27 protein-coding genes and 1 pseudogene are annotated in these 17,810 nt (G+C 36.1%); 8 read left to right on the top strand and 20 right to left on the bottom strand.

The annotated features are described in order from the left end of the window. Window positions 1-64: 64 nt before the first annotated feature. The 20 genes from U5L76_03765 to U5L76_03670 all read right to left on the bottom strand — a co-directional run bounded on the left by U5L76_03765 (window position 65) and on the right by U5L76_03670 (window position 12,235). Window positions 65-727, bottom strand: a complete 663-nt coding sequence (locus tag U5L76_03765) for a hypothetical protein (GenBank protein MDZ7798705.1) — start codon at window positions 725-727, stop codon at window positions 65-67. 21 nt (window positions 728-748) lie between these two features. Next, entirely contained in the window at window positions 749-1,114 is a 366-nt protein-coding gene (locus U5L76_03760) for a YlbF family regulator (GenBank protein MDZ7798704.1), read from the bottom strand. 318 nt (window positions 1,115-1,432) lie between these two features. Further along, window positions 1,433-2,335: a cation diffusion facilitator family transporter gene (locus tag U5L76_03755; protein ID MDZ7798703.1), complete on the bottom strand. Its 903-nt coding sequence runs from the start codon at window positions 2,333-2,335 to the stop codon at window positions 1,433-1,435. Between the two features lie 8 nt (window positions 2,336-2,343). Continuing rightward, on the bottom strand, window positions 2,344-2,703 hold the full coding sequence (locus tag U5L76_03750) for a 4Fe-4S binding protein (protein MDZ7798702.1): 360 nt from the start codon (window positions 2,701-2,703) through the stop codon (window positions 2,344-2,346). Between the two features lie 32 nt (window positions 2,704-2,735). Continuing rightward, a complete protein-coding gene (gene trxA / locus U5L76_03745; protein ID MDZ7798701.1) occupies window positions 2,736-3,215 on the bottom strand; it encodes a thioredoxin in 480 nt (159 codons plus the stop codon). A 10-nt stretch (window positions 3,216-3,225) separates the two neighbouring features. Further along, on the bottom strand, window positions 3,226-3,537 hold the full coding sequence (locus U5L76_03740) for a cupin domain-containing protein (GenBank protein MDZ7798700.1): 312 nt from the start codon (window positions 3,535-3,537) through the stop codon (window positions 3,226-3,228). A gap of 23 nt (window positions 3,538-3,560) precedes the next feature. Then, the gene (gene arsB / locus U5L76_03735) at window positions 3,561-4,646 is read right to left on the bottom strand and encodes an ACR3 family arsenite efflux transporter (protein MDZ7798699.1); all 1,086 of its coding nucleotides are present in this window, start codon (window positions 4,644-4,646) and stop codon (window positions 3,561-3,563) included. Between the two features lie 12 nt (window positions 4,647-4,658). Then, the gene (locus tag U5L76_03730; protein ID MDZ7798698.1) at window positions 4,659-5,015 is read right to left on the bottom strand and encodes a metalloregulator ArsR/SmtB family transcription factor; all 357 of its coding nucleotides are present in this window, start codon (window positions 5,013-5,015) and stop codon (window positions 4,659-4,661) included. A gap of 52 nt (window positions 5,016-5,067) precedes the next feature. Then, window positions 5,068-5,379 carry a hypothetical protein gene (locus U5L76_03725; GenBank protein ID MDZ7798697.1) on the bottom strand — a complete coding sequence of 104 codons (312 nt, stop codon included), beginning with the start codon at window positions 5,377-5,379 and terminating at the stop codon, window positions 5,068-5,070. A 39-nt stretch (window positions 5,380-5,418) separates the two neighbouring features. Beyond that, window positions 5,419-6,519, bottom strand: a complete 1,101-nt coding sequence (locus tag U5L76_03720) for a HAMP domain-containing sensor histidine kinase (GenBank protein ID MDZ7798696.1) — start codon at window positions 6,517-6,519, stop codon at window positions 5,419-5,421. Further along, entirely contained in the window at window positions 6,516-7,193 is a 678-nt protein-coding gene (locus tag U5L76_03715) for a response regulator transcription factor (protein MDZ7798695.1), read from the bottom strand. Before U5L76_03715 ends, U5L76_03720 begins: the two co-directional genes overlap by 4 nt. Before the next feature lie 198 nt (window positions 7,194-7,391). Continuing rightward, window positions 7,392-7,769 carry a hypothetical protein gene (locus tag U5L76_03710; protein MDZ7798694.1) on the bottom strand — a complete coding sequence of 126 codons (378 nt, stop codon included), beginning with the start codon at window positions 7,767-7,769 and terminating at the stop codon, window positions 7,392-7,394. Between the two features lie 238 nt (window positions 7,770-8,007). After that, window positions 8,008-8,535: a permease gene (locus tag U5L76_03705; GenBank protein MDZ7798693.1), complete on the bottom strand. Its 528-nt coding sequence runs from the start codon at window positions 8,533-8,535 to the stop codon at window positions 8,008-8,010. Then, window positions 8,532-9,023 carry a permease gene (locus tag U5L76_03700; GenBank protein ID MDZ7798692.1) on the bottom strand — a complete coding sequence of 164 codons (492 nt, stop codon included), beginning with the start codon at window positions 9,021-9,023 and terminating at the stop codon, window positions 8,532-8,534. Before U5L76_03700 ends, U5L76_03705 begins: the two co-directional genes overlap by 4 nt. Further along, window positions 9,020-9,736, bottom strand: coding sequence for an aromatic aminobenezylarsenical efflux permease ArsG family transporter (locus U5L76_03695; protein ID MDZ7798691.1), 717 nt, complete (start codon window positions 9,734-9,736; stop codon window positions 9,020-9,022). The genes U5L76_03700 and U5L76_03695 overlap by 4 nt, the downstream gene beginning before the upstream one ends. A gap of 61 nt (window positions 9,737-9,797) precedes the next feature. Continuing rightward, on the bottom strand, window positions 9,798-10,022 hold the full coding sequence (locus U5L76_03690; GenBank protein ID MDZ7798690.1) for a 4Fe-4S binding protein: 225 nt from the start codon (window positions 10,020-10,022) through the stop codon (window positions 9,798-9,800). Then, a complete protein-coding gene (locus tag U5L76_03685) occupies window positions 10,019-10,486 on the bottom strand; it encodes a nitrophenyl compound nitroreductase subunit ArsF family protein (protein ID MDZ7798689.1) in 468 nt (155 codons plus the stop codon). The genes U5L76_03690 and U5L76_03685 overlap by 4 nt, the downstream gene beginning before the upstream one ends. 2 nt (window positions 10,487-10,488) lie before the next feature. Next, entirely contained in the window at window positions 10,489-11,601 is a 1,113-nt protein-coding gene (locus U5L76_03680) for a permease (GenBank protein ID MDZ7798688.1), read from the bottom strand. 83 nt (window positions 11,602-11,684) lie between these two features. Then, entirely contained in the window at window positions 11,685-11,918 is a 234-nt protein-coding gene (locus tag U5L76_03675) for a thioredoxin family protein (protein MDZ7798687.1), read from the bottom strand. 8 nt (window positions 11,919-11,926) lie between these two features. After that, the gene (locus U5L76_03670) at window positions 11,927-12,235 is read right to left on the bottom strand and encodes a metalloregulator ArsR/SmtB family transcription factor (GenBank protein ID MDZ7798686.1); all 309 of its coding nucleotides are present in this window, start codon (window positions 12,233-12,235) and stop codon (window positions 11,927-11,929) included. Window positions 12,236-12,709: 474 nt separating this feature from the next. Here U5L76_03670 and U5L76_03665 point away from each other — a divergent pair, with 474 nt between their 5' ends. The 8 genes and pseudogenes from U5L76_03665 to dnaG all read left to right on the top strand — a co-directional run bounded on the left by U5L76_03665 (window position 12,710) and on the right by dnaG (window position 17,794). Continuing rightward, complete coding sequence (locus U5L76_03665; GenBank protein MDZ7798685.1) at window positions 12,710-12,883, top strand: hypothetical protein; 174 nt, start codon at window positions 12,710-12,712, stop codon at window positions 12,881-12,883. A gap of 38 nt (window positions 12,884-12,921) precedes the next feature. Then, a complete protein-coding gene (locus tag U5L76_03660; protein MDZ7798684.1) occupies window positions 12,922-13,254 on the top strand; it encodes a hypothetical protein in 333 nt (110 codons plus the stop codon). Between the two features lie 215 nt (window positions 13,255-13,469). After that, window positions 13,470-13,538 (top strand): annotated as a pseudogene (locus tag U5L76_03655) (rubrerythrin family protein). 416 nt (window positions 13,539-13,954) lie between these two features. Continuing rightward, window positions 13,955-14,539 (top strand): ferritin family protein, encoded by a 585-nt coding sequence (locus U5L76_03650; protein ID MDZ7798683.1) that lies wholly within the window; start codon window positions 13,955-13,957, stop codon window positions 14,537-14,539. Between the two features lie 422 nt (window positions 14,540-14,961). After that, window positions 14,962-15,300, top strand: coding sequence for a hypothetical protein (locus U5L76_03645; protein MDZ7798682.1), 339 nt, complete (start codon window positions 14,962-14,964; stop codon window positions 15,298-15,300). Window positions 15,301-15,310: 10 nt separating this feature from the next. Further along, window positions 15,311-15,481, top strand: a complete 171-nt coding sequence (locus tag U5L76_03640) for a hypothetical protein (GenBank protein ID MDZ7798681.1) — start codon at window positions 15,311-15,313, stop codon at window positions 15,479-15,481. Window positions 15,482-15,546: 65 nt separating this feature from the next. Next, window positions 15,547-15,927 carry a desulfoferrodoxin gene (locus tag U5L76_03635; GenBank protein MDZ7798680.1) on the top strand — a complete coding sequence of 127 codons (381 nt, stop codon included), beginning with the start codon at window positions 15,547-15,549 and terminating at the stop codon, window positions 15,925-15,927. Between the two features lie 73 nt (window positions 15,928-16,000). Further along, window positions 16,001-17,794 (top strand): DNA primase, encoded by a 1,794-nt coding sequence (dnaG, locus tag U5L76_03630; GenBank protein MDZ7798679.1) that lies wholly within the window; start codon window positions 16,001-16,003, stop codon window positions 17,792-17,794. Window positions 17,795-17,810 lie beyond the last annotated feature (16 nt).

Below are 17,810 nucleotides of genomic sequence, written 5' to 3'. Positions count from 1 at the left end.
GTGTTATTTGTTCATCAATATCTATTGATATTATACTAAATCAAATTTAACTAGTCAAAAATATTTATTTTAATTTCAAAACCAATTCCTGTGCTTCAGCGCCACAGACATTTGGACAATAAACTGTCGGCCGGCGGGATAGTTTTACTCTTTCTCTGTTCTTTTCCAGCAGATGAACAATTTCCGCTTGATTATAATCAGTGTTTTCCCAGGAGGTGATAACTATTCCCTTATCTAAGTATTCATAAACATTATCCACTGTTTGAATTTTTTCAATAGATAACTTTTCCTTTAGTTCTTCCGCGTTTAGGTCAGTATAAACATTATAATCATTTAATTGGTTGATAAAGATTGTCTTTCCCTGGTTGCTTAAAAAAGAATAGCCTTCGTCTATCACCATATATTCCAGCTGCGGTTCGTGCGGCTTGAGCGTGCGGCCGGCTAAGATCATATCTGCTTTTTTGTTCTGCAAAAGAGCAATGCTTTGAGCGGTAGAGTTTGTTTCAATAACTTGATATTTTTCCAAATCCAGCTTTTTACTCAATTCATAACAGGTTGGGCAGGCCGCGATTCTGATTTTTTCTTGTTTAGAACGGGATAGTTCATCCGAGGCCGAATTAGGATTAACATTATTTTCTTGGCTTAAGTTTTTATTGAGAGCCGTTATGCTGAAAACAACTAAAATTACGACTAAAGATAATGTTAAAATAATTACTCTGTTTTTCATATTTACAATTTAATATTTATATTACCCGCAACAGCTTCTTTTTTCAGGAGGGGTAAATTTAAAATTAATGTCTTGGCTTAATTCTGCTGCTAAAAGACCTATTAATTTTTGCATATCTTTTTGCGTTTTTATCCAATCATTAATTACTTTATTCTTTCTAACTTCTTTTAATAGATTTTCATATTCTTTTTTCTGTTCTTCTAATCCGGAAAAATGGCCTTGTTGGTAAATATTCACATTTTGTTGAGCTGTTTGAAAATCTTTTAACAGCTGTTGAGCCTCTTGATCCTTTTCGTATATTTCAGCTGCCTTTTTGTAAGTTTGATACTTTTTTGTTTCCCGAATCGCCTGAGAAAATTCCTTTAATTTTAAGTCTAGATCGTTCATATTATTATACTATTGTTAATTTTTATAATATGGCTAATAAATAATAAATTTACTGTCCTGATTTTTTCACTTTTTATCTCAATACTACCTTTATAGGTCTCTATTATTTTTATTATCTTCAATTATTAAAGTTTTTTCACGCATAAGTTATAATCCGATTATTTTTTTGATTACATAAAATTTATCTACAATTTACCATAAAGTTTAACAATTTCATATTTTCTTATTATGATGTGAATGTTAAGAAACTGTTAAGAATATTTCTAAAATTAAGGCATAAAAATTAATCAAAATCGGATTTATTTTTCATAAATATTTTTAATTACAATGATTGCAATTTAAATTAATTAGTTTGGCTTCTTTTTCCGAAACCATTTGTAGGGTGGAATGATCGATACCATATTTCTCTTTCAAAAGTTTTTGAACCTTAATCAATAGTTCCGTTCGCTTTTTTTCTGAAAGTTCACTAATTTTTATATGGACGCTTAAAATTTTATTTTCACTGTTTGTCTGCCAAATATGTAAATCATTTATATCACTTATGCCCTCTAATTTCATTAGCTCTTTTTTTACTTCGGCAAAATCAATACCTTCTGGTACTGAATCCATCAACATATTTACGGATTGCTTTATAATTGAATAAATTTCTTTAAGTAGAAAAACCGAAATGATTATAGAGGCGAGTGGATCAATCCAATTCCAGCCAGTATAATAAATAATGACGGCGCCGATAACAACAGCCAAAGAAAAAAGCGCGTCTTGCATAGAGTGTAGCCAAGCACTTTTCAAATTTAAATTTTTATCAGCCCCTTTTTGTAAAAGATAAGTAGCTATACCATTACCGACAAGAGCCACGCCGGCGACGATTAACATTGTAAAGCTGGCAACCTGTTCAGGATGAAAAAAACGGATAATCGCTTCAACCAAAATAAAACCGACAATCCCGAGCAAAACTCCCGCGTTGACAAAAGCAATAATCAGTTCGGCGCGGTTATAACCGTAAGTTTTTTTCTCAGTTTGTGGCTTATCCGCCAATTTTTCTCCCCAAAGGCTCAAAATCATTGAGCCGATATCAGTGATGTTGTGCAAGGCATCACTGATGAGCGCGAAACTGCGGGAAATAACACCAAAAATAATCTCAAATATCACTATAAACGAGTTTATAATAATAGCTAAAACAAGATTTTTTGCATTTATTAAGTGATTACTGTGTCCACTCATAATTTAAATTAGTATTTTAATTCATCTTTCCTTTTTTCCAATTCTTCCTTAACTTTCGGAAGTAGTTGAAAGTCTTTGACGATTTTTTGGGCTTTTTCTCGGGTAGCGTCATTCTTGGCAAAAGAAATAGCTCCAACTGGACAGAGATTGGCACAAGTCTGGCAAGCTACCATACAATGCGTCGGATTGGCTACTTTGGATTTTTTGTTTTCATAATCAAATTTATACACACCTCGTCCGCAAGAAGTGGCACACATGCCGCAACCAATGCATTTTGATTCGTCAATGACTGGATGCCATTGAATTTTTTCCCGATCCACGCCGTGGAACTTGGCGAATTTCGGGTCTTGTTTTTTTTCTTCGTTCATAGTTTTAAATTTAATTATTAATAAATTTTACGCTAACAATTCCCTCCGCAACTGCAACCAATTTCAATATCGTCTTTTTTATCGTCATCCGGCCGACAATCTATGTCGCAATAATCTTTTTCAGGACAACAACCGCTGATATTGTTAATATTATCTTCATCAGCTTTTTTCATTTCTTGATTATTATTTTCTTCTTCACAGAAATTATTTAATTCATTGCTTAATATTTCAAAATCCTGTTTTCCGACAAATTCTTTAACCACTTTTCCATTTTTAAATATTTTTATATGCGGCACTGACATAATTCCGTATTTTTTCGTTGTGATTTTATTTTCATCAACATTTATTTTCCCAACAACAATTGGCCCTGCAAATTTTTCAGCCAAGTCATTTATAATTGGATTCATCGCCAAACAAGGCGCACACCAAGGTGCCCAAAAATCAACTAAAATAATCTTCTCACTTTGTATTACTTCTTGATCAAAATTTTGATCTGTAAATTTTTTTATCATATTTTTTGAATTAATTATTTCTTAAAATTAATATAAAGGTAGTATTCTCATTTGCTTTTAATGAATGTTTTGCATTTGCATCCATGAATATTAATACACCTGATTTCATAAGAATATCTTCACCTTCAAGATTAAATACTCCTTCTCCTTCAACAACATATACATATCCTGCTTTAGTAGACGTATGTTGTGAAATTTCAGTTGATTTAGACATGCTAAAAAGAGTCACATCTCCCAGGTCATCTTTCTCAATAACTTTACTTATTATTCCCTCTTCAGAATAATTTATCATTTCTTGTATATTTCTCCATTTGTTATTCATATTTTTTATTAGTTATTTATTTATTAAAACCAATGTTTAGTCCTATTGGCAATCCTGACCAGCATAAGCATCACTGGAACTTCTACTAAAACACCGACCACAGTCACCAGAGTAGCTCCGGAATTCAGTCCGAAAAGAGTGATGGCCACCGCCACGGCTAATTCAAAAAAATTACTGGCGCCGATCATTCCGGCCGGAGCCGCCACATCATGAGAAACTTTCCATTTTTTCGCCCATAGATAAGCGATGAAAAATATGAAAAAGGTCTGAATCACTAAAGGAACGGCGATTAAGGCGATATGAAATGGATTGGCTAGGATGATGTTGCCCTGGAAAGAAAAAATAATAATCAAGGTAAATAATAAGCCGATTTCGGTAATATGTTTGAATTTTGGCAAAAATTCTTTTTCAAAACATGCGTGCCCTTTTCTTTTAATGTGCCTCTGTCTGGTTAAAAATGCGGCTACCAAAGGCACGAGCACAAAAAGGCCGACTGACAAAAACAGAGTATTATAAGGGATTGCCAAGCCGCTTACCCCAAGCAAAACGGAAACTATCGGAACGAAAGCCAATAAAATCACTAGATCATTGACCGCCACCTGTAAAAGTGTGTAAAGGGGATTCCCCTTGGTAAGGTAGCTCCAGACAAATACCATAGCCGTGCATGGGGCGGCACCCAAGAGAACCGCTCCCGCTACGTATTCCTTGGCCAATTCGGGACTGATAAAAGCTTTGAACAAAAAAGTAAAGAACAGCGAGGCAAAAAAGAACATAGTAAAAGGCTTTATCAGCCAATTTACGACCAAGGTTATGGTCAGTCCCTTCGGGTGCTTGAAGCAATCACCGATGCAGGAAAAATCGATTTTTAGCATCATCGGATAGATCATCAGCCAGATCAAAATAGCGATGGGTATTGAAACATTGGCGTAGGTGAATTTTTGCAATGTTTCAGGCAGGACGGGTAGATATTTTCCTATGGCTATTCCTAAAGCTATACAGATCGCCACCCAGACTGTAAGATATTTTTCAAATATTCCCAACACTTTTTCTTCAATTTCAGCTACCTCTTTTTTTATTTTATTTAAATTATTATTTCTTTTTAATAGCATATATAAAATTTATTAGTTACATTTATTATTCTTATCCAATCTGTTTGGTTTGCCTCTGATATTCGCCGAGCCCAATAATTCTTTAAATAATTCTTCTATACTTTCAAAGGTTTTCTTTTCCAAGGAATAATAAATCCAAGTTCCCGATTTTCTGCCTTTTATCAAGTTGGCTTTTTGAAGAATATTCAGATGGTGGGAAATCAAAGTTCTTTCCAGTTTTAATTTTCGCACTATATTACAAACGCAATCTTCTCCACCCGCCAGATGCTTGATTATTTTATATTTACTCTTGTCGGAGATTATCTTTAAATATTTTTGTAATTCTAATTCTTTTTTTTGCATAATATTAATATGTGAATATGTATTCACATATTAACTCTTTTATTATTTTTTGTCAAAGAGCAGAAATAAATATATCATTTTAATTTTTTGGTCTGTCTTGAATGCCTAGAACAACCAAATTTTCCACTGCTTTTATGCCTCTGATTTCGTCTTTTTTTATATAAATGCTCTGATTTTTGGTTAAGGTCTTTTTTCCGTTAATATCGGTAAAAATTCCCTGGCCCTCAAGAACGGTTAAAAGTACAGCATAATCTTCCGGGTGAGGCGGTATTTCCACGCCCGATTTTAAACAGATCAAGGCGGCGTGAAATCCTTGGGCGTTAAGAAAATGCCTCTTGATCGGTTTTTCATCGGAGAAAATAATTTTTTCGTTTAGATTGTAGTTTTTCATAGTTTTTATAGAGGTAAACCCGGTTAGATAAGTTTCTATCTAACAGGTTAAATAAATAATAAATTCACTGCCTTTGCCTTTTGCACTTTTTATTTCAATGCTTCCTTTATGCGCCTCAACAATTTTTTTAACAATTGTCAGGCCGATCCCTGAGCTGTCATCTTTTTTCGTTCTGGATTTATCGCCGCGATAAAATCTTTCAAAAATAAAAGGAATATCCTCCTTGTCAATGCCCTGTCCGTTATCTTTGATTGAAATAATAATTTGTTCTGATTGTTTTAGTGTTTTTAATTTTATAACCCCATTATTTGGCGAGTATTTGATAGCATTGTCAATAAGATTAAAAATGACTAGTTCGAATTTAGCCGGATCAATTTCAACTTTTGGCAATTTTAAGTCAAAATCCTTATCAATTGTTATATTTTTATCTTTGATTCTTAATATAAACTTTTCACATATATTTTCAATTAAGCTGTTAATATCGGTTTTTTTAAGCGATAAAACAAAGTTTTCAGATTCCAGTAAAGCTAACTTTTTCATCTCTTTGGTTAAATGAATTAATCTTTCAGCCTCTGTTTTTACAAGTGATATCGCTTTTTTCTTCTCTGATTCATCGCTGATTACATTATCGTTTATAGCCTCAAGGTAGCCGTAGATATTGGTTAAAGGCGTGGCCAGCTCATGAGAAAAATTAGCTACCAGATCCTTTCTTAATTTTTCCAGTTTTTCTAAGCTGAAAAACATTCTATTTAATGTTTTTATCAAGTCATTTATCTCGTCGCTAGTAGCCGCATTTATCCTAATTGCATAATTTCCTTCAGAAAATTCTTTAACCGCTTTTATGGCTTTTTGTAGGGGGCTTAAAATAAACTTGCCTAAAACATAGCCAAGAATTATTGAAAAAAAAGCGCCGAATGCACCAACTAAAAATAACGACCGATTGATACTTGCCAAAAAAGCTTGCCCTGCCTTTCCCCTTGCACAACGCAACATAGCAATGCCAGATAATTCGCAAAATTTTTGAAAATGTTCATGAATATAATAATTAGCTAAAATACCGAAAATCATTATCACTAAGACAACTATTCCTAAAAAAGCTAAAGTTAATTTCCATTGTAAATTTAATTTAATTTTTTTCATTCTTTTAGCTTATAACCCACTCCTTTGATTGTCATTATTAAATTTTGATTTTTCTCATTTAACTTTCGTCGCAAATTAGCAACATGAACATCAATAGTCCTGTCAAAAATCGCCTCATCATCATGCAAATAGATTGAGTGCATCAGCTCCGAACGGGAAAAAACTTTGCCCGGACTTTGCGCCAAGGCAAGTAGCAGCTTAAATTCTCGGCGTGTTAATCTAATATTTTTACCATTCTTTTTTACTTCAAATTTATCTTGGTTAATTTCTAAATCTTTGACTTTGATTATTGGCTTGCCATTTTTGGTTTCATAAGTTCGCCTTAACACCGCTTTGACTCTGGCAATTAGTTCTTTAGGGCTGAAGGGCTTAGTCACGTAATCGTCGGCCCCAATTTCAAGTCCGACAATTTTATCCGTTTCTTCGTCCTTGGCGGTGAGCATAATAATCGGCACACTACTTTTAGCGCGGATTGATCGGGCTACTGTTAATCCGTCAACTTCTGGCAACATTAAGTCAAGAATTAATAAGTCTGGATTTTCTTTGGAAAATTTCAAAATCCCAAACTTGCCATCTTTGGCTACTTCCACTTTAAAACCCTCTTTTTCTAAGTAAAGCTTGAGAAGATCGGATATTTTTTCGTCGTCTTCAATTATTAAAATTTTTTCACGCATAAATTTATTTTATCACCTCATCCTATGTTCAAATAGGATAATTAGTATCCTTTAAATCAGTATCTCGATGTCGGCTTTCGCCTGCAGTGTAAGGAAATAATTTTATGTCCCCGGATAAAAGTAATTATTTTTTTCATAAATTTATATGTTTACCTCAAGGGAGGAAAAATTTATTTCACCTCCCTTGATTGTGCCTTGCTAGCGATGGCATCCACCGCTACAGCCTTCGTGGCCAAAATACCCGCCGGCTTTTTCCAGCTTTCTTTCAATTTTTTCTTTCATCCATTCCATTCTTTCGTCTGCCTGCTCTGGCGTCAAATAGCCGCTTTCTACGGCTTCTTGAAAATTCTGTGTTTTCGCTTCCAACATGCCATCAATCAACGCTTGTTCAGCGATATCTTTTTCTTGAGCGATTTCGGCGATACTTTTACCGCTTTCCTTTTCGGTTTGAATTTCTTCCTGACTCATACCCAAAAGATTAGTGATGGTATCAGACATCATTCCATAACCTTTTTGGATTGATTGTCCGCAACGACTGACAAAAGAATCAGTACTGGATGAATCGTCTGTTGCCATAACAGCGGGAGCACTAACTATCAGCATTAAAGTAAGTGCTAAAGCCCCGAGTCCTAAAGATATTTTTTTCTTCATAATTGTAATTGGATTTATTTTTAAATTACCATAAATTACCAATAGATGCACCGACCTTGATAACTGTATATAAGTTATCTACACCCATATACAGTGTATCAAGTGGATATTTTCTTATTATAATGTAAATGTTAAGAAATTGTTAAGTATCAATAAAGTATATTTAAACTTTATTTATCTTAAATTTTTTATTTTTCAAATACCATTCCATAAGATAACCGACAGCGATAAAAAGTGGCAAGGAGACTAAGGTTCGGGCCAAAGTAAAATTTATTCCCAAATAACCAATTTCTATTCCGAGCATGGGAATTTTCAGGGAAGAAAACGCACCCAAATAAATAAAGATATTTTTAATACTGGCGCCTTTTTTGTAAAGGATATAAGCCACTGGAAAAGCGCCGTAAAGTGGGCCGGCTTGAAGCATAGCCAAAATAATCACTAAAAACATTCCTTTTATGCCCGATTCTTGGCCAATATGCTTTTCAATTTTTTCTTTGGGAAACCAAACATCAAACAAACCGATGATAATAAACAAAAACGGGATAAAAGTTACCATTTCTATAAAAAATTTGGTGAAATTGCCAAAAACTTCTTTGCCGGGATTAAATCCCAAAAAGAATGAGATGAGAGTGGCTATTAAATAGCCAGTCAGCCAAATATATCGTTTATGTTTTTTAATTGAATTTTTCATTTTATTAAAAAAATTATTCCAACCAATACGCCAATCAAAATAGCAATTACAAAATTTAGCGTATTTCTGATAAACGCAATTTTATTGCCAAAATATTTTGCCTCTAGCGGAAAAGTTACCACTCCCACCATCATCATTGTTGTCATAAGAGTAGCCACCGTCATATAAGAAGCGCCTTGTTTGATTAAAGCGGCGGCAATGGGATAGGAAATAGGACCGGGAATTAAAGTAATTGACCCGACAACAGCCGCCAAAAGCAGGCCCATAATCCCCGAGTTAGCCCCCAAGTATTTAACAATAACCGACTGCGGAATTAAGTACAAAGCCAAGCTGACTAAAATCAAAATGTTTAAAAACGGAATGGCAATACTTCTGAACATCTTTAAGCCTCTTTTCAAGCCTGAAATTGTTTTTTCTTTATCAAGAAAAAAGGAAATAAGCGTTAGGAAGATTGAAACAGCGATGAAAACAAAAGCATTGCTAATCATAGATGAATCAAATATTTAACCAAATACTGCAAATAATAAAGACCAGCCACTAAAAACACGCTGGCCACGATATAACGCATCACTTTTTCAACCTTTTGCATCACTTGAAAAGCTTGGCTGACTTTTTTCATGGAAAAAGCGATTAGGAAGGCGAACACAATGACTGGCAGGCCTGTGCCCAGGGCAAAAACCGGCGGCAGCAAAAGCCCCTCGGCGGAACCGATAGCCAAGGGAATAAGGGCTCCGAAAAAAAGCACCCCGCTATAAGGACAAAAAGCCAGCGCAAATAACATACCCAGCAAAAGCGAGCCGAGATAGCCTTTGTGGGAGAGCCATTCTTTGATCTTTTCAACTTTTTCGCTTTGGCCGCCAATTTTTATTTTTATAATGCCGAACATAATAAGACCGATAATAATTAAAACCGGCCCCAAAACCTTATCGCCCCAGCCCTGAAAAATCCGGGATATCTGAAAAGACGACAGCCCAAAATAAATTAAAGTGGCTAAGAGGGTGTAGCTGAGGCCTCGGCCTAAAGTGTAAAAGAGGCCATTGAGCAGGGTTTTTTTAACTGTTTTTATTTTTCGGGAAATAAAGGCAATAGCGGTGATGTTAGTAGCTAAGGGGCAAGGGCTGATGGAAGTCAAAATACCCAGTAGAAAGGCTGATAGTAGGGGAATATTGTAATTATCAATTAAAGCGTTTATAAAATCCATAATTTATTTAATCTGACAAGAGGAGCCGCAGCTACAAAGGTCATTTTCTTTTAATATTTTTTTAAGCGCCTTTTCGGCAAGGATGTGAAATGGCGCCAACTGGACAAATTTTTTCACAACCCCGACAGCCGATAACGCAATTTTCAGGTTTTATCACGGCGGGTTTTCCGTTTTTTTCCGCATAAACGCCATTGGCGCAGAAATTGACGCAGGCCAGACACTGAGTGCATTTGTCTTTATCTATCCTGGGAAACCATTTTGCTTTTTTGGCTGATTTTTTTCTCATTCTAATAAACCTTTTAATTTCTTTTCAAAATAACTAATAAACTGACTTTCATTGCTGACGTACCGCCAGACATTGATGTCTTCCTGAATATTATCTTTCCCGTCTTTTATGGCATTGATAAAAAGAGAGGAGCCACTAGCCTGATATTTTTTGACCAGGGCGCTGTTTTCCGGTAATTCGCCGTTAACGTCCTTAAAAACTATTGTTTCGTTTTTGTATTCCTCGGGAAACTTTTCCTTAATGGTTTTTAAAGCGTATTCACCGACGGTGATACACGACCAGCACTGCTGGGTGGCGTGGAAATGGACCACTTCAATTTGTTCGGCTGGACCGGCGTTTCTGTTCATCCAAGATAAATTATCTTCTGAATTATTTTGATTAGAAGGATCACTAGCACAGCCGGCGGTAACAAATAAAGCCGCAAATAGGCCGATAAATAAAAGTCTTTTTATCATTTTCTTCATAATTACATTATCCCTCCAAAGATTAAGCCGGCCAGGGTTGAATAAAATACCACTAATAAAACATAAACCGCGGTTTTTTTATTGCCTAAAACCCCTCTCACCACCAGCATATTTGGCAAGCTCAAAGACGGTCCGGCTAAAAGTAAAGCCAAAACTGGTCCTTGATGCATTCCTTTAGCAATTAAAGCTTGTAAAATAGGAATTTCGGTCAAAGTGGAAAAATACATAAAGGCTCCGAATATAGAAGCGACGAAATTACCAGTGATTGAATTGGAGCCGACTATTTTCTCAATCAGCTCTTGTGGTAAAAACGGCATGATAAAACCGGCCACAAATACGCCGATAAACAAAATCGGCAACAGCATTTTAGTGAAAGACCAGGTTTCTTTGAGCCATTCCCTGCTAGTTTCTTGATGGAATTTGAAAATAGCGATTCCGGCGGTGATCAATGCCAATAAAATCATCAAGCCAAATTTTAGAAATTTGTCTATTTGCAATCCATTAACAATTAAAACCCCAATCATGGCCACAAAAAATACAATTAGAACTTTTTTACCGATTTTTATTTCTTTATATTCTTCGGTATATAATCCGCCAGCTTCTGTTTTTTCTCTAAATATCAAATGCATGGAAAGCCCGACTAAAATTGATAAGAAAATGGCGGAAATGATTCGGGCTAAGCCGATATTAAGCCCTAATACGGATAAGGTTAAAAACATAGCGGCAATGTTAATGGCCGGACCGGAAAAAAGAAAAGTAATAGCCGGTCCCAGTCCGGCTCCTCTTTTTCTGATGCCGGCAAACAACGGCAATATGGTGCAAGAGCAAACCGCTAAAATCGCCCCTGATACCGAAGCTAGTGAATAAGAAACAACCTTTTTAGCTTGCCCGCCCAAATATTTCAAAATAAAGTCTTTTTTTACAAATACGGAAATGGCCCCGGCGATAAAAAAAGCCGGCAGCAAACAAGTTAGAACATGCTCGCGGGCGTATTCGTTTAATAATTTAAAACCAGAGAGAATGGCTCCGGTGAAAAAAGCTGACTCCATAGGCATGAAGTAGAATAATAAAAACAGCCCTAAGAGCAGGATAAAAATTTTAATTTCTTTGTTCATAAAGTTTAATCATCAATCTATATTGATATTATGGATGAAATTTTATCCCTGTAGTAATACAGAGATAAAGTTTATTAATCTTTTTACTTAAGCCAGCCTTTTATTTCTTCCACATCGGGAATCCGGCCGGCCGTCTTAACCTGATCGTCAACCACAATAGCTGGCGTGGACATAACCCCGTATTCAGTAATTTTAGCGATGTCATATTCGTGTTCAATCTGAATGTCTTCCAGGCCAAGTTCTGCCACGGCTTTTTTGGCGTTTTTTTCTAATGTCTGGCAATTAGGGCAGCCAGTACCCAAAATTTTGATAGTCATATGTTTCTTTAGTTATTAATATAATGAGATAAAAGTGAATAATATTTTCTTATTGTTTGGGAGTTAACACTGTAAATTACTTTGGTACTTTCTTTTCTTGATTTAACCAGCTTAAAGTCTTTTAATACTTTCAAGTGGTGTGAAGCCAAATTTTGGGGTAAATTTAGATGTTGCCAAATATCGCAGACGCACATTTCCTGCTTTTGCAGGATACATAAAATCTTCAAACGGTTTGGCTCGGCGATGATTTTTAAAAACTCAGCTGTTTGGTCAAGATTATTTTTTGATTTTTTAGTTTCACAACAGTTGTAATTCATAAGAGTATAAATAAGTATCAATAAGTATTGATATTATATTAGACCTAATTTTGATTGTCAAGTTTTTTTTGTAATTAAAATTAAAGTCTTTTAGCAGTTTTTTATTGGTCTTATTTTTGCTTTAGTTGAATAGCAAAGGCATAAACCTATTTAAATTTTTAAATCACCAGCTTGAAAAATTCCTAAAAAAACCCTATCATTACCATATAACTGGGGCATTTATGCCGAGTAACTCGCTATTTAATTGGAGAATCTATTGAGTGATTAAGTTAATTAAGATATTAAGTGATTAAGATATTGAGATGTTGAGTATAATTTCCTAGCCACTTCAGTGGCGTACGCGAATAAATTCGCTGAGAATATTAAAATAATCCCTTTTTGGCGGGGGGAGGTGAGTTGATTGATTTATCGCGATATTTTTCTAGTACTAGTGAGTGGTTGAGTAACGTACTTAAGTAAACTGTGCACTACCTGATGGCCGCCAATACCCTTGAAGGGAAGAAAACGGCAGAAAAAAATTCGGTTAAAATTGACCCGAATTGGGGTACAAAAAAAGTAGAAATAATGGAAGAAATCTGTTTAAAAAAATTAGCAAAAAAAGCACTCAAAAAAAGTCAAAGAAAAAAAGCGTCCAAGCAGAAAAAATAAACCCGCTATCTTTTGACAGATAATAAATATACAAATATATGCGAGAAAATTTTGAAGAACCAAAATCATCCCAAGAAAATTTAGCTCATAAAAAAGAAGAGCTTTTAAAAACAGTTGATTTAATGCTTGATTTTAAAAAATCAGATGCTTTGAAAGAAATAATAGAAAAATTCAAGGACTTAACAGGCGATGAAATTGATTATCTTGCCGAATATGTCCGGCTGACTGATTTTCAGGTTGGCCAGAGAGGACATTTTTTAGAAGTGGCAAAAGAAGGGGCAGAAGAAATTAGAAGTAATTTGGAAAAAATGAAGGAAAAAGTCCGGCCGGAGATTTTAATCCGATTAGATACTTTGTCAAAGTTAGTGTGATAATCTGTGTCCCTTTTTGGCGGGGGGAGGTGAGTTGATTGAGTTAATTAAGATATTAAGTGATTGAGGTATTGAGTGGTTAAAGCAAACTGTCACTTTGAGGTGCGAAGCCTCGAAGGGTAATCCCGGTAAAAATTCTTGCTGTCATACTTTCCTTCGGCACGGCTCAGAGCCGGCTTAGCCTCAGCATGACAGCGGGCAAAGGAGAAAATAACATGAAAAAAACTATAGAAAACCTAGCTAAAGCCTTTATTGGCGAGTCGCAGGCCAGGAATCGCTATACTTGATCCTTATATAATAAAAAAAGGCTACTTTCTTGTAGAAAGTAGCCTCCGCTAATATAGGTGGATAGGTGGATTAATGGAAACCATAGCCGGAATACGATATGGGCGCTCCTGTTGGCTGATTGGCATGGATACCTTGATTGATCAACTCGCTTTTTTTCTTACCGCATTTTTCGCAGAAGTATTCCTCATAGATTAAAAGGTAGGGTACAGAGGTACCATGCCTTTTTTCCCCTTTTATATGATAACCTTGAAATACAAATTTGTGCTCATTGGGTTCACAGGACATGTCCATCCTCCTTGATTTGGGTTAAAAGAGCAACAATTAACGTTCTATTAGAACTTGGCATGTTAGCGTAATATTGATAAAATGTCAATACCATCTATTATAAATAATAAACTAAGCAGAAAATAACATGAACAAAACCATTGAAAATCTCGCCAAGGCCTTTATTGGTGAGTCGCAGGCCAGGAATCGTTATAATCTGTACGCTAAGCAGGCTAAAAAAGAAGGCTTTGAACAAATTGCCGGAATTTTTAATGAAACAGCCGAGCAGGAAAAACAGCATGCTAAATGGGATTTTACCATGATGAAAGAAGTGATGGATAAAGAGGGGGTAAAAGAAGAGGCTTTGAATGTCGAAGCCGAAGCGCCGGCTGTTTTAGGCACCACCGAAGAAAACCTACAAGCGGCTATCAATGGGGAAAATTACGAGCATGTGACTATGTACCCGGAATTTGCCGAGCAGGCCGAAAAAGACGGTTATCCAGATGTAGCGGTGCGTTTAAGAAGTATTGCTAAGGCTGAGGAACATCACGAGGAGAGATACCAGAAATTGTTAAAAGAAGTTAAGGCTGGATCCGTTTTTAAGAAAAATGAAAAAGTCTGGTGGTTTTGCCGCGAATGCGGTTATAGGCACTTTGGCGAAGAACCGCCCAAGGAGTGCCCTTCTTGTTCGCACCCACAGGCGTACTTTCAACTTAAGTGTGAAGAATACTAATTATTAGGTTTAGTTTGGGTTATGGCGGCGGGTAAGGTTATAGGGTTTAGGTTTAGAATAAAACCATTGACTCGGCCTAATAACCAAACTAGCGGCTCGGCCCATAACCTTTTGCTTTAATGCTAATAGGTTTTAGGCTTAGCGGCTGGTAAAGTTTTTGGTGGTTAGGTTTAGAATAAAACCATTGACTCGGCCTAATAACCAAACTAGCGGCTCGGCCCAAAACCCTTTGTTTTAAGGCTAATAGGTTTTAGTCGTAGCGGCGGGTCAGGTTTTGGTGGTTAGGCTTAGAAAAATTCAAAATTCAAAACCATTTCGACTGAGGACGATAGGACGAATGGAGAAATCTCTAAAAAAACGGAGATCTCTCGACTCCTTCGTCGCTCGAGATGGATAGACTTAATAACTAAATAACTAAACATATGATTAAATTATATCGATGTGAAATATGCGGCGATGCCTATATCGGGGATGAAGCGCCGACCAACTGCCCTTTTTGCGGGGCCAAACAAAAATTTATTAAAGAAGCCAAAGAGGCGAAAGTAAATTTTGATGTTGAACTGAATGAGAAAGACCGAGCAAACGTGGAGCGTGCTTTAGAGGTAGAAATTTCCAACGTGGCTTTTTATAAATGTGCTGAAGAAAAAACCGATGATGAAGAAGGCAAGATACTTTTTAAAGCCTTAAAAAAGGTAGAAGCTGAGCACGCTTCGGTTTGGAAAAAGATTTTGAAGCTAGACAGCAATCAGCGCCGGGGATGACAGTTGCCATGTGCCTAACCAGGATAATCTGAAAGAATCTCATGAGCGGGAAACCCGGGCTATTGAGTTTTACCGTCAAGCGGCGGCGGAGGCCGAAAACGAAAGAGTCAAAGAAATTTTTGAGGCTTTTATTGAGGTGGAAACCGATCATTTGCACTTGTCCGAAGAAAGAATAAAATAATTAAGCGTTTTCTGTCATACTTCGAGAGCCTTAGTATGACAGAGAATTAAAAAGGAAATAATAATATGACTGAACTAAAACAGGTTTACAAATGCGCTGTTTGTGGTAATATAGTGGAAGTCCTGCACACTGGCGTCGGTGAATTAGTTTGCTGCGGCCAGCCCATGGATGGGCCACAAGCTAAAACCGAAGACGAGGGCCAAGAAAAACATGTGCCGGTAATTGAAAAAACTGATAACGGCGTTAAAGTAAGAATTGGCTCAGACCCTCATCCCATGGAAGAGAAGCACTATATTGAATGGATTGAGCTGGTTTGCGGTGATAATATCCGTAGAAAAGTACTTGAACCGGGAGATAAGCCCGAGGCAGAGTTTTGTTTAAAAGAACCAGAAAAAGAAATATTTGCCCGCCAGTACTGTAATATACACGGTTTGTGGAAGAGCTAGCTTGTCGCTTATAGCTATTCGTGCATTAAATATCACGACTAGCGATTAGCTAATTTTCGAAAAGCAAAAAATTATGCCTGATAATCAAGTCGAAGAAATCAAGCAACGGCTTAATATCTCTGAAGTAGTTTCAGAATATATTAAGCTCACTCCAGCTGGAGTCAATTATAAAGCTAAGTGTCCCTTTCACGACGATAAGACACCGTCTTTTATGGTTTCTGATGATAAACAAATTTTTCATTGCTTTGGCTGTGGTCAGGGCGGGGATATTTTTACTTTTGTTCAGGAAATGGAAGGGGTTGAATTCCCGGAAGCTTTGAAAATTTTAGCCAAAAAAGCCGGGGTTCAGCTAAGGCCTCTTGATCCAGCCAGACAAAATAAAAAAACACAACAGCTAGAGATAAATAAATGGGCTGGCGCTTATTTTGTAAAAGTCTTGGAAGATTCTAAACAGGCTGAAGCAGCCCGAGATTATTTAAAAAAAAGGGGACTAGAAAAAGAGACCGCAGAAGATTTTAAACTGGGCTTTGCTTTGGATAAATGGGATGATTTGCATGACTTTCTGCGAGGCAGGGGGTACGCTGAAGAAGATATTTTTCAGGCCGGACTAAGCATTAAAAAACAAAAAGGGACCGGACATTTTGATCGCTTTCGAGCCAGATTGATGTTTCCGATTAGTGATGTTCACGGTAATATTATTGGTTTTACGGGCCGACTCTTGGAAGAAAAGGAAAATGAGCCCAAATACATGAATACCCCCCAGACCTTAGTTTATAATAAAAGTTACACTCTTTATGGTATTGACAGAGCTAAGATGGCCATTAAAGAAAATAAATTAGCTGTAATTGTTGAGGGCAATATGGATGTTTTAGCCAGTTATCAGGCCGGAGTGAAAAATGTAGTCGCTTCTTCGGGTACGGCTTTAACGGCTGAACAAATTAAACTTTTAAAAAGATATACTAAAGATATTGCTTTTTGCTTTGACCAAGACGCCGCTGGCCAAGAAGCTACTCGCCGGGGCCTGGATCAGGCCTTGGGACAGGATGTTAACGTTAAAATTATTGAACTGCCCTTTGGCAAAGACCCGGATGAGTGTATTCAAAAAGACCCTAATCTCTGGCAAAAAGCGGCTAAAAACCCAGTTTCCGTGATGGAATACTTTTTTAATCTGGCTGAAAAAAATTATGATTTATCGCAAGTAGAAGATAAAAAAAAGGCCAGTCAACTTTTATTGCCCTTGATAAGCAAATTATTTGATCCGATTGAACAAAGTCATTATCTACAAAAACTGGCTGATTTAGTGCATGTAGATGAAGAGATTTTAAGGGAAGCAATTAATAAAGTTAAAGAAAAACCTTATAAAACCAGAGAAAAAGGGGAAAATTCTCCCAAAAACCCAGAAAACCAAAAAAAAGAAAGATACCAGATGCTTTCTGAAAGAATAATAGGCTTGAGTTTGAAATTTTCGGAGTATATTCCCTTAATAACCCAGGAATTAGAAGAAGAAGCTATTTTTCATGATCTACGCACCCTTTACAAAAAGCTCAAAATTTACTATGATGAAAAGCAGAAGTTTGATTATGAGGATTTTATAAAGCGTATTAAAGCCTCAAATCCTGATTTCTTGTCTAAAATTGACGTGATTATTCTTTCAGTTGAGAAGGATTTTGCCCAAGTTAATGATAATGATGTTATAAAAAATGAAATCAGAAATATATTGGAGGCCTTGAAAAAAAATCATATTTGCCGAAATTTAAAAGAAGTGGGACATAAAATTAAGACCTTAGAAAAAGAAGGAAAAAATTGTCCCGATAAATTGATTCAAGAATTTAATCTTTTGACCGAAAAATTGAAAAAAATTAATTAAATATTATTTTAAACTA

This window comes from Patescibacteria group bacterium, from assembly GCA_034520665.1.
Taxonomy (GTDB): domain Bacteria; phylum Patescibacteriota; class Patescibacteriia; order JAXHNJ01; family JAXHNJ01; genus JAXHNJ01.
Note: the sequence above shows the minus strand (reverse complement) of the source record. Positions and strands in the feature narration are given on the sequence as shown.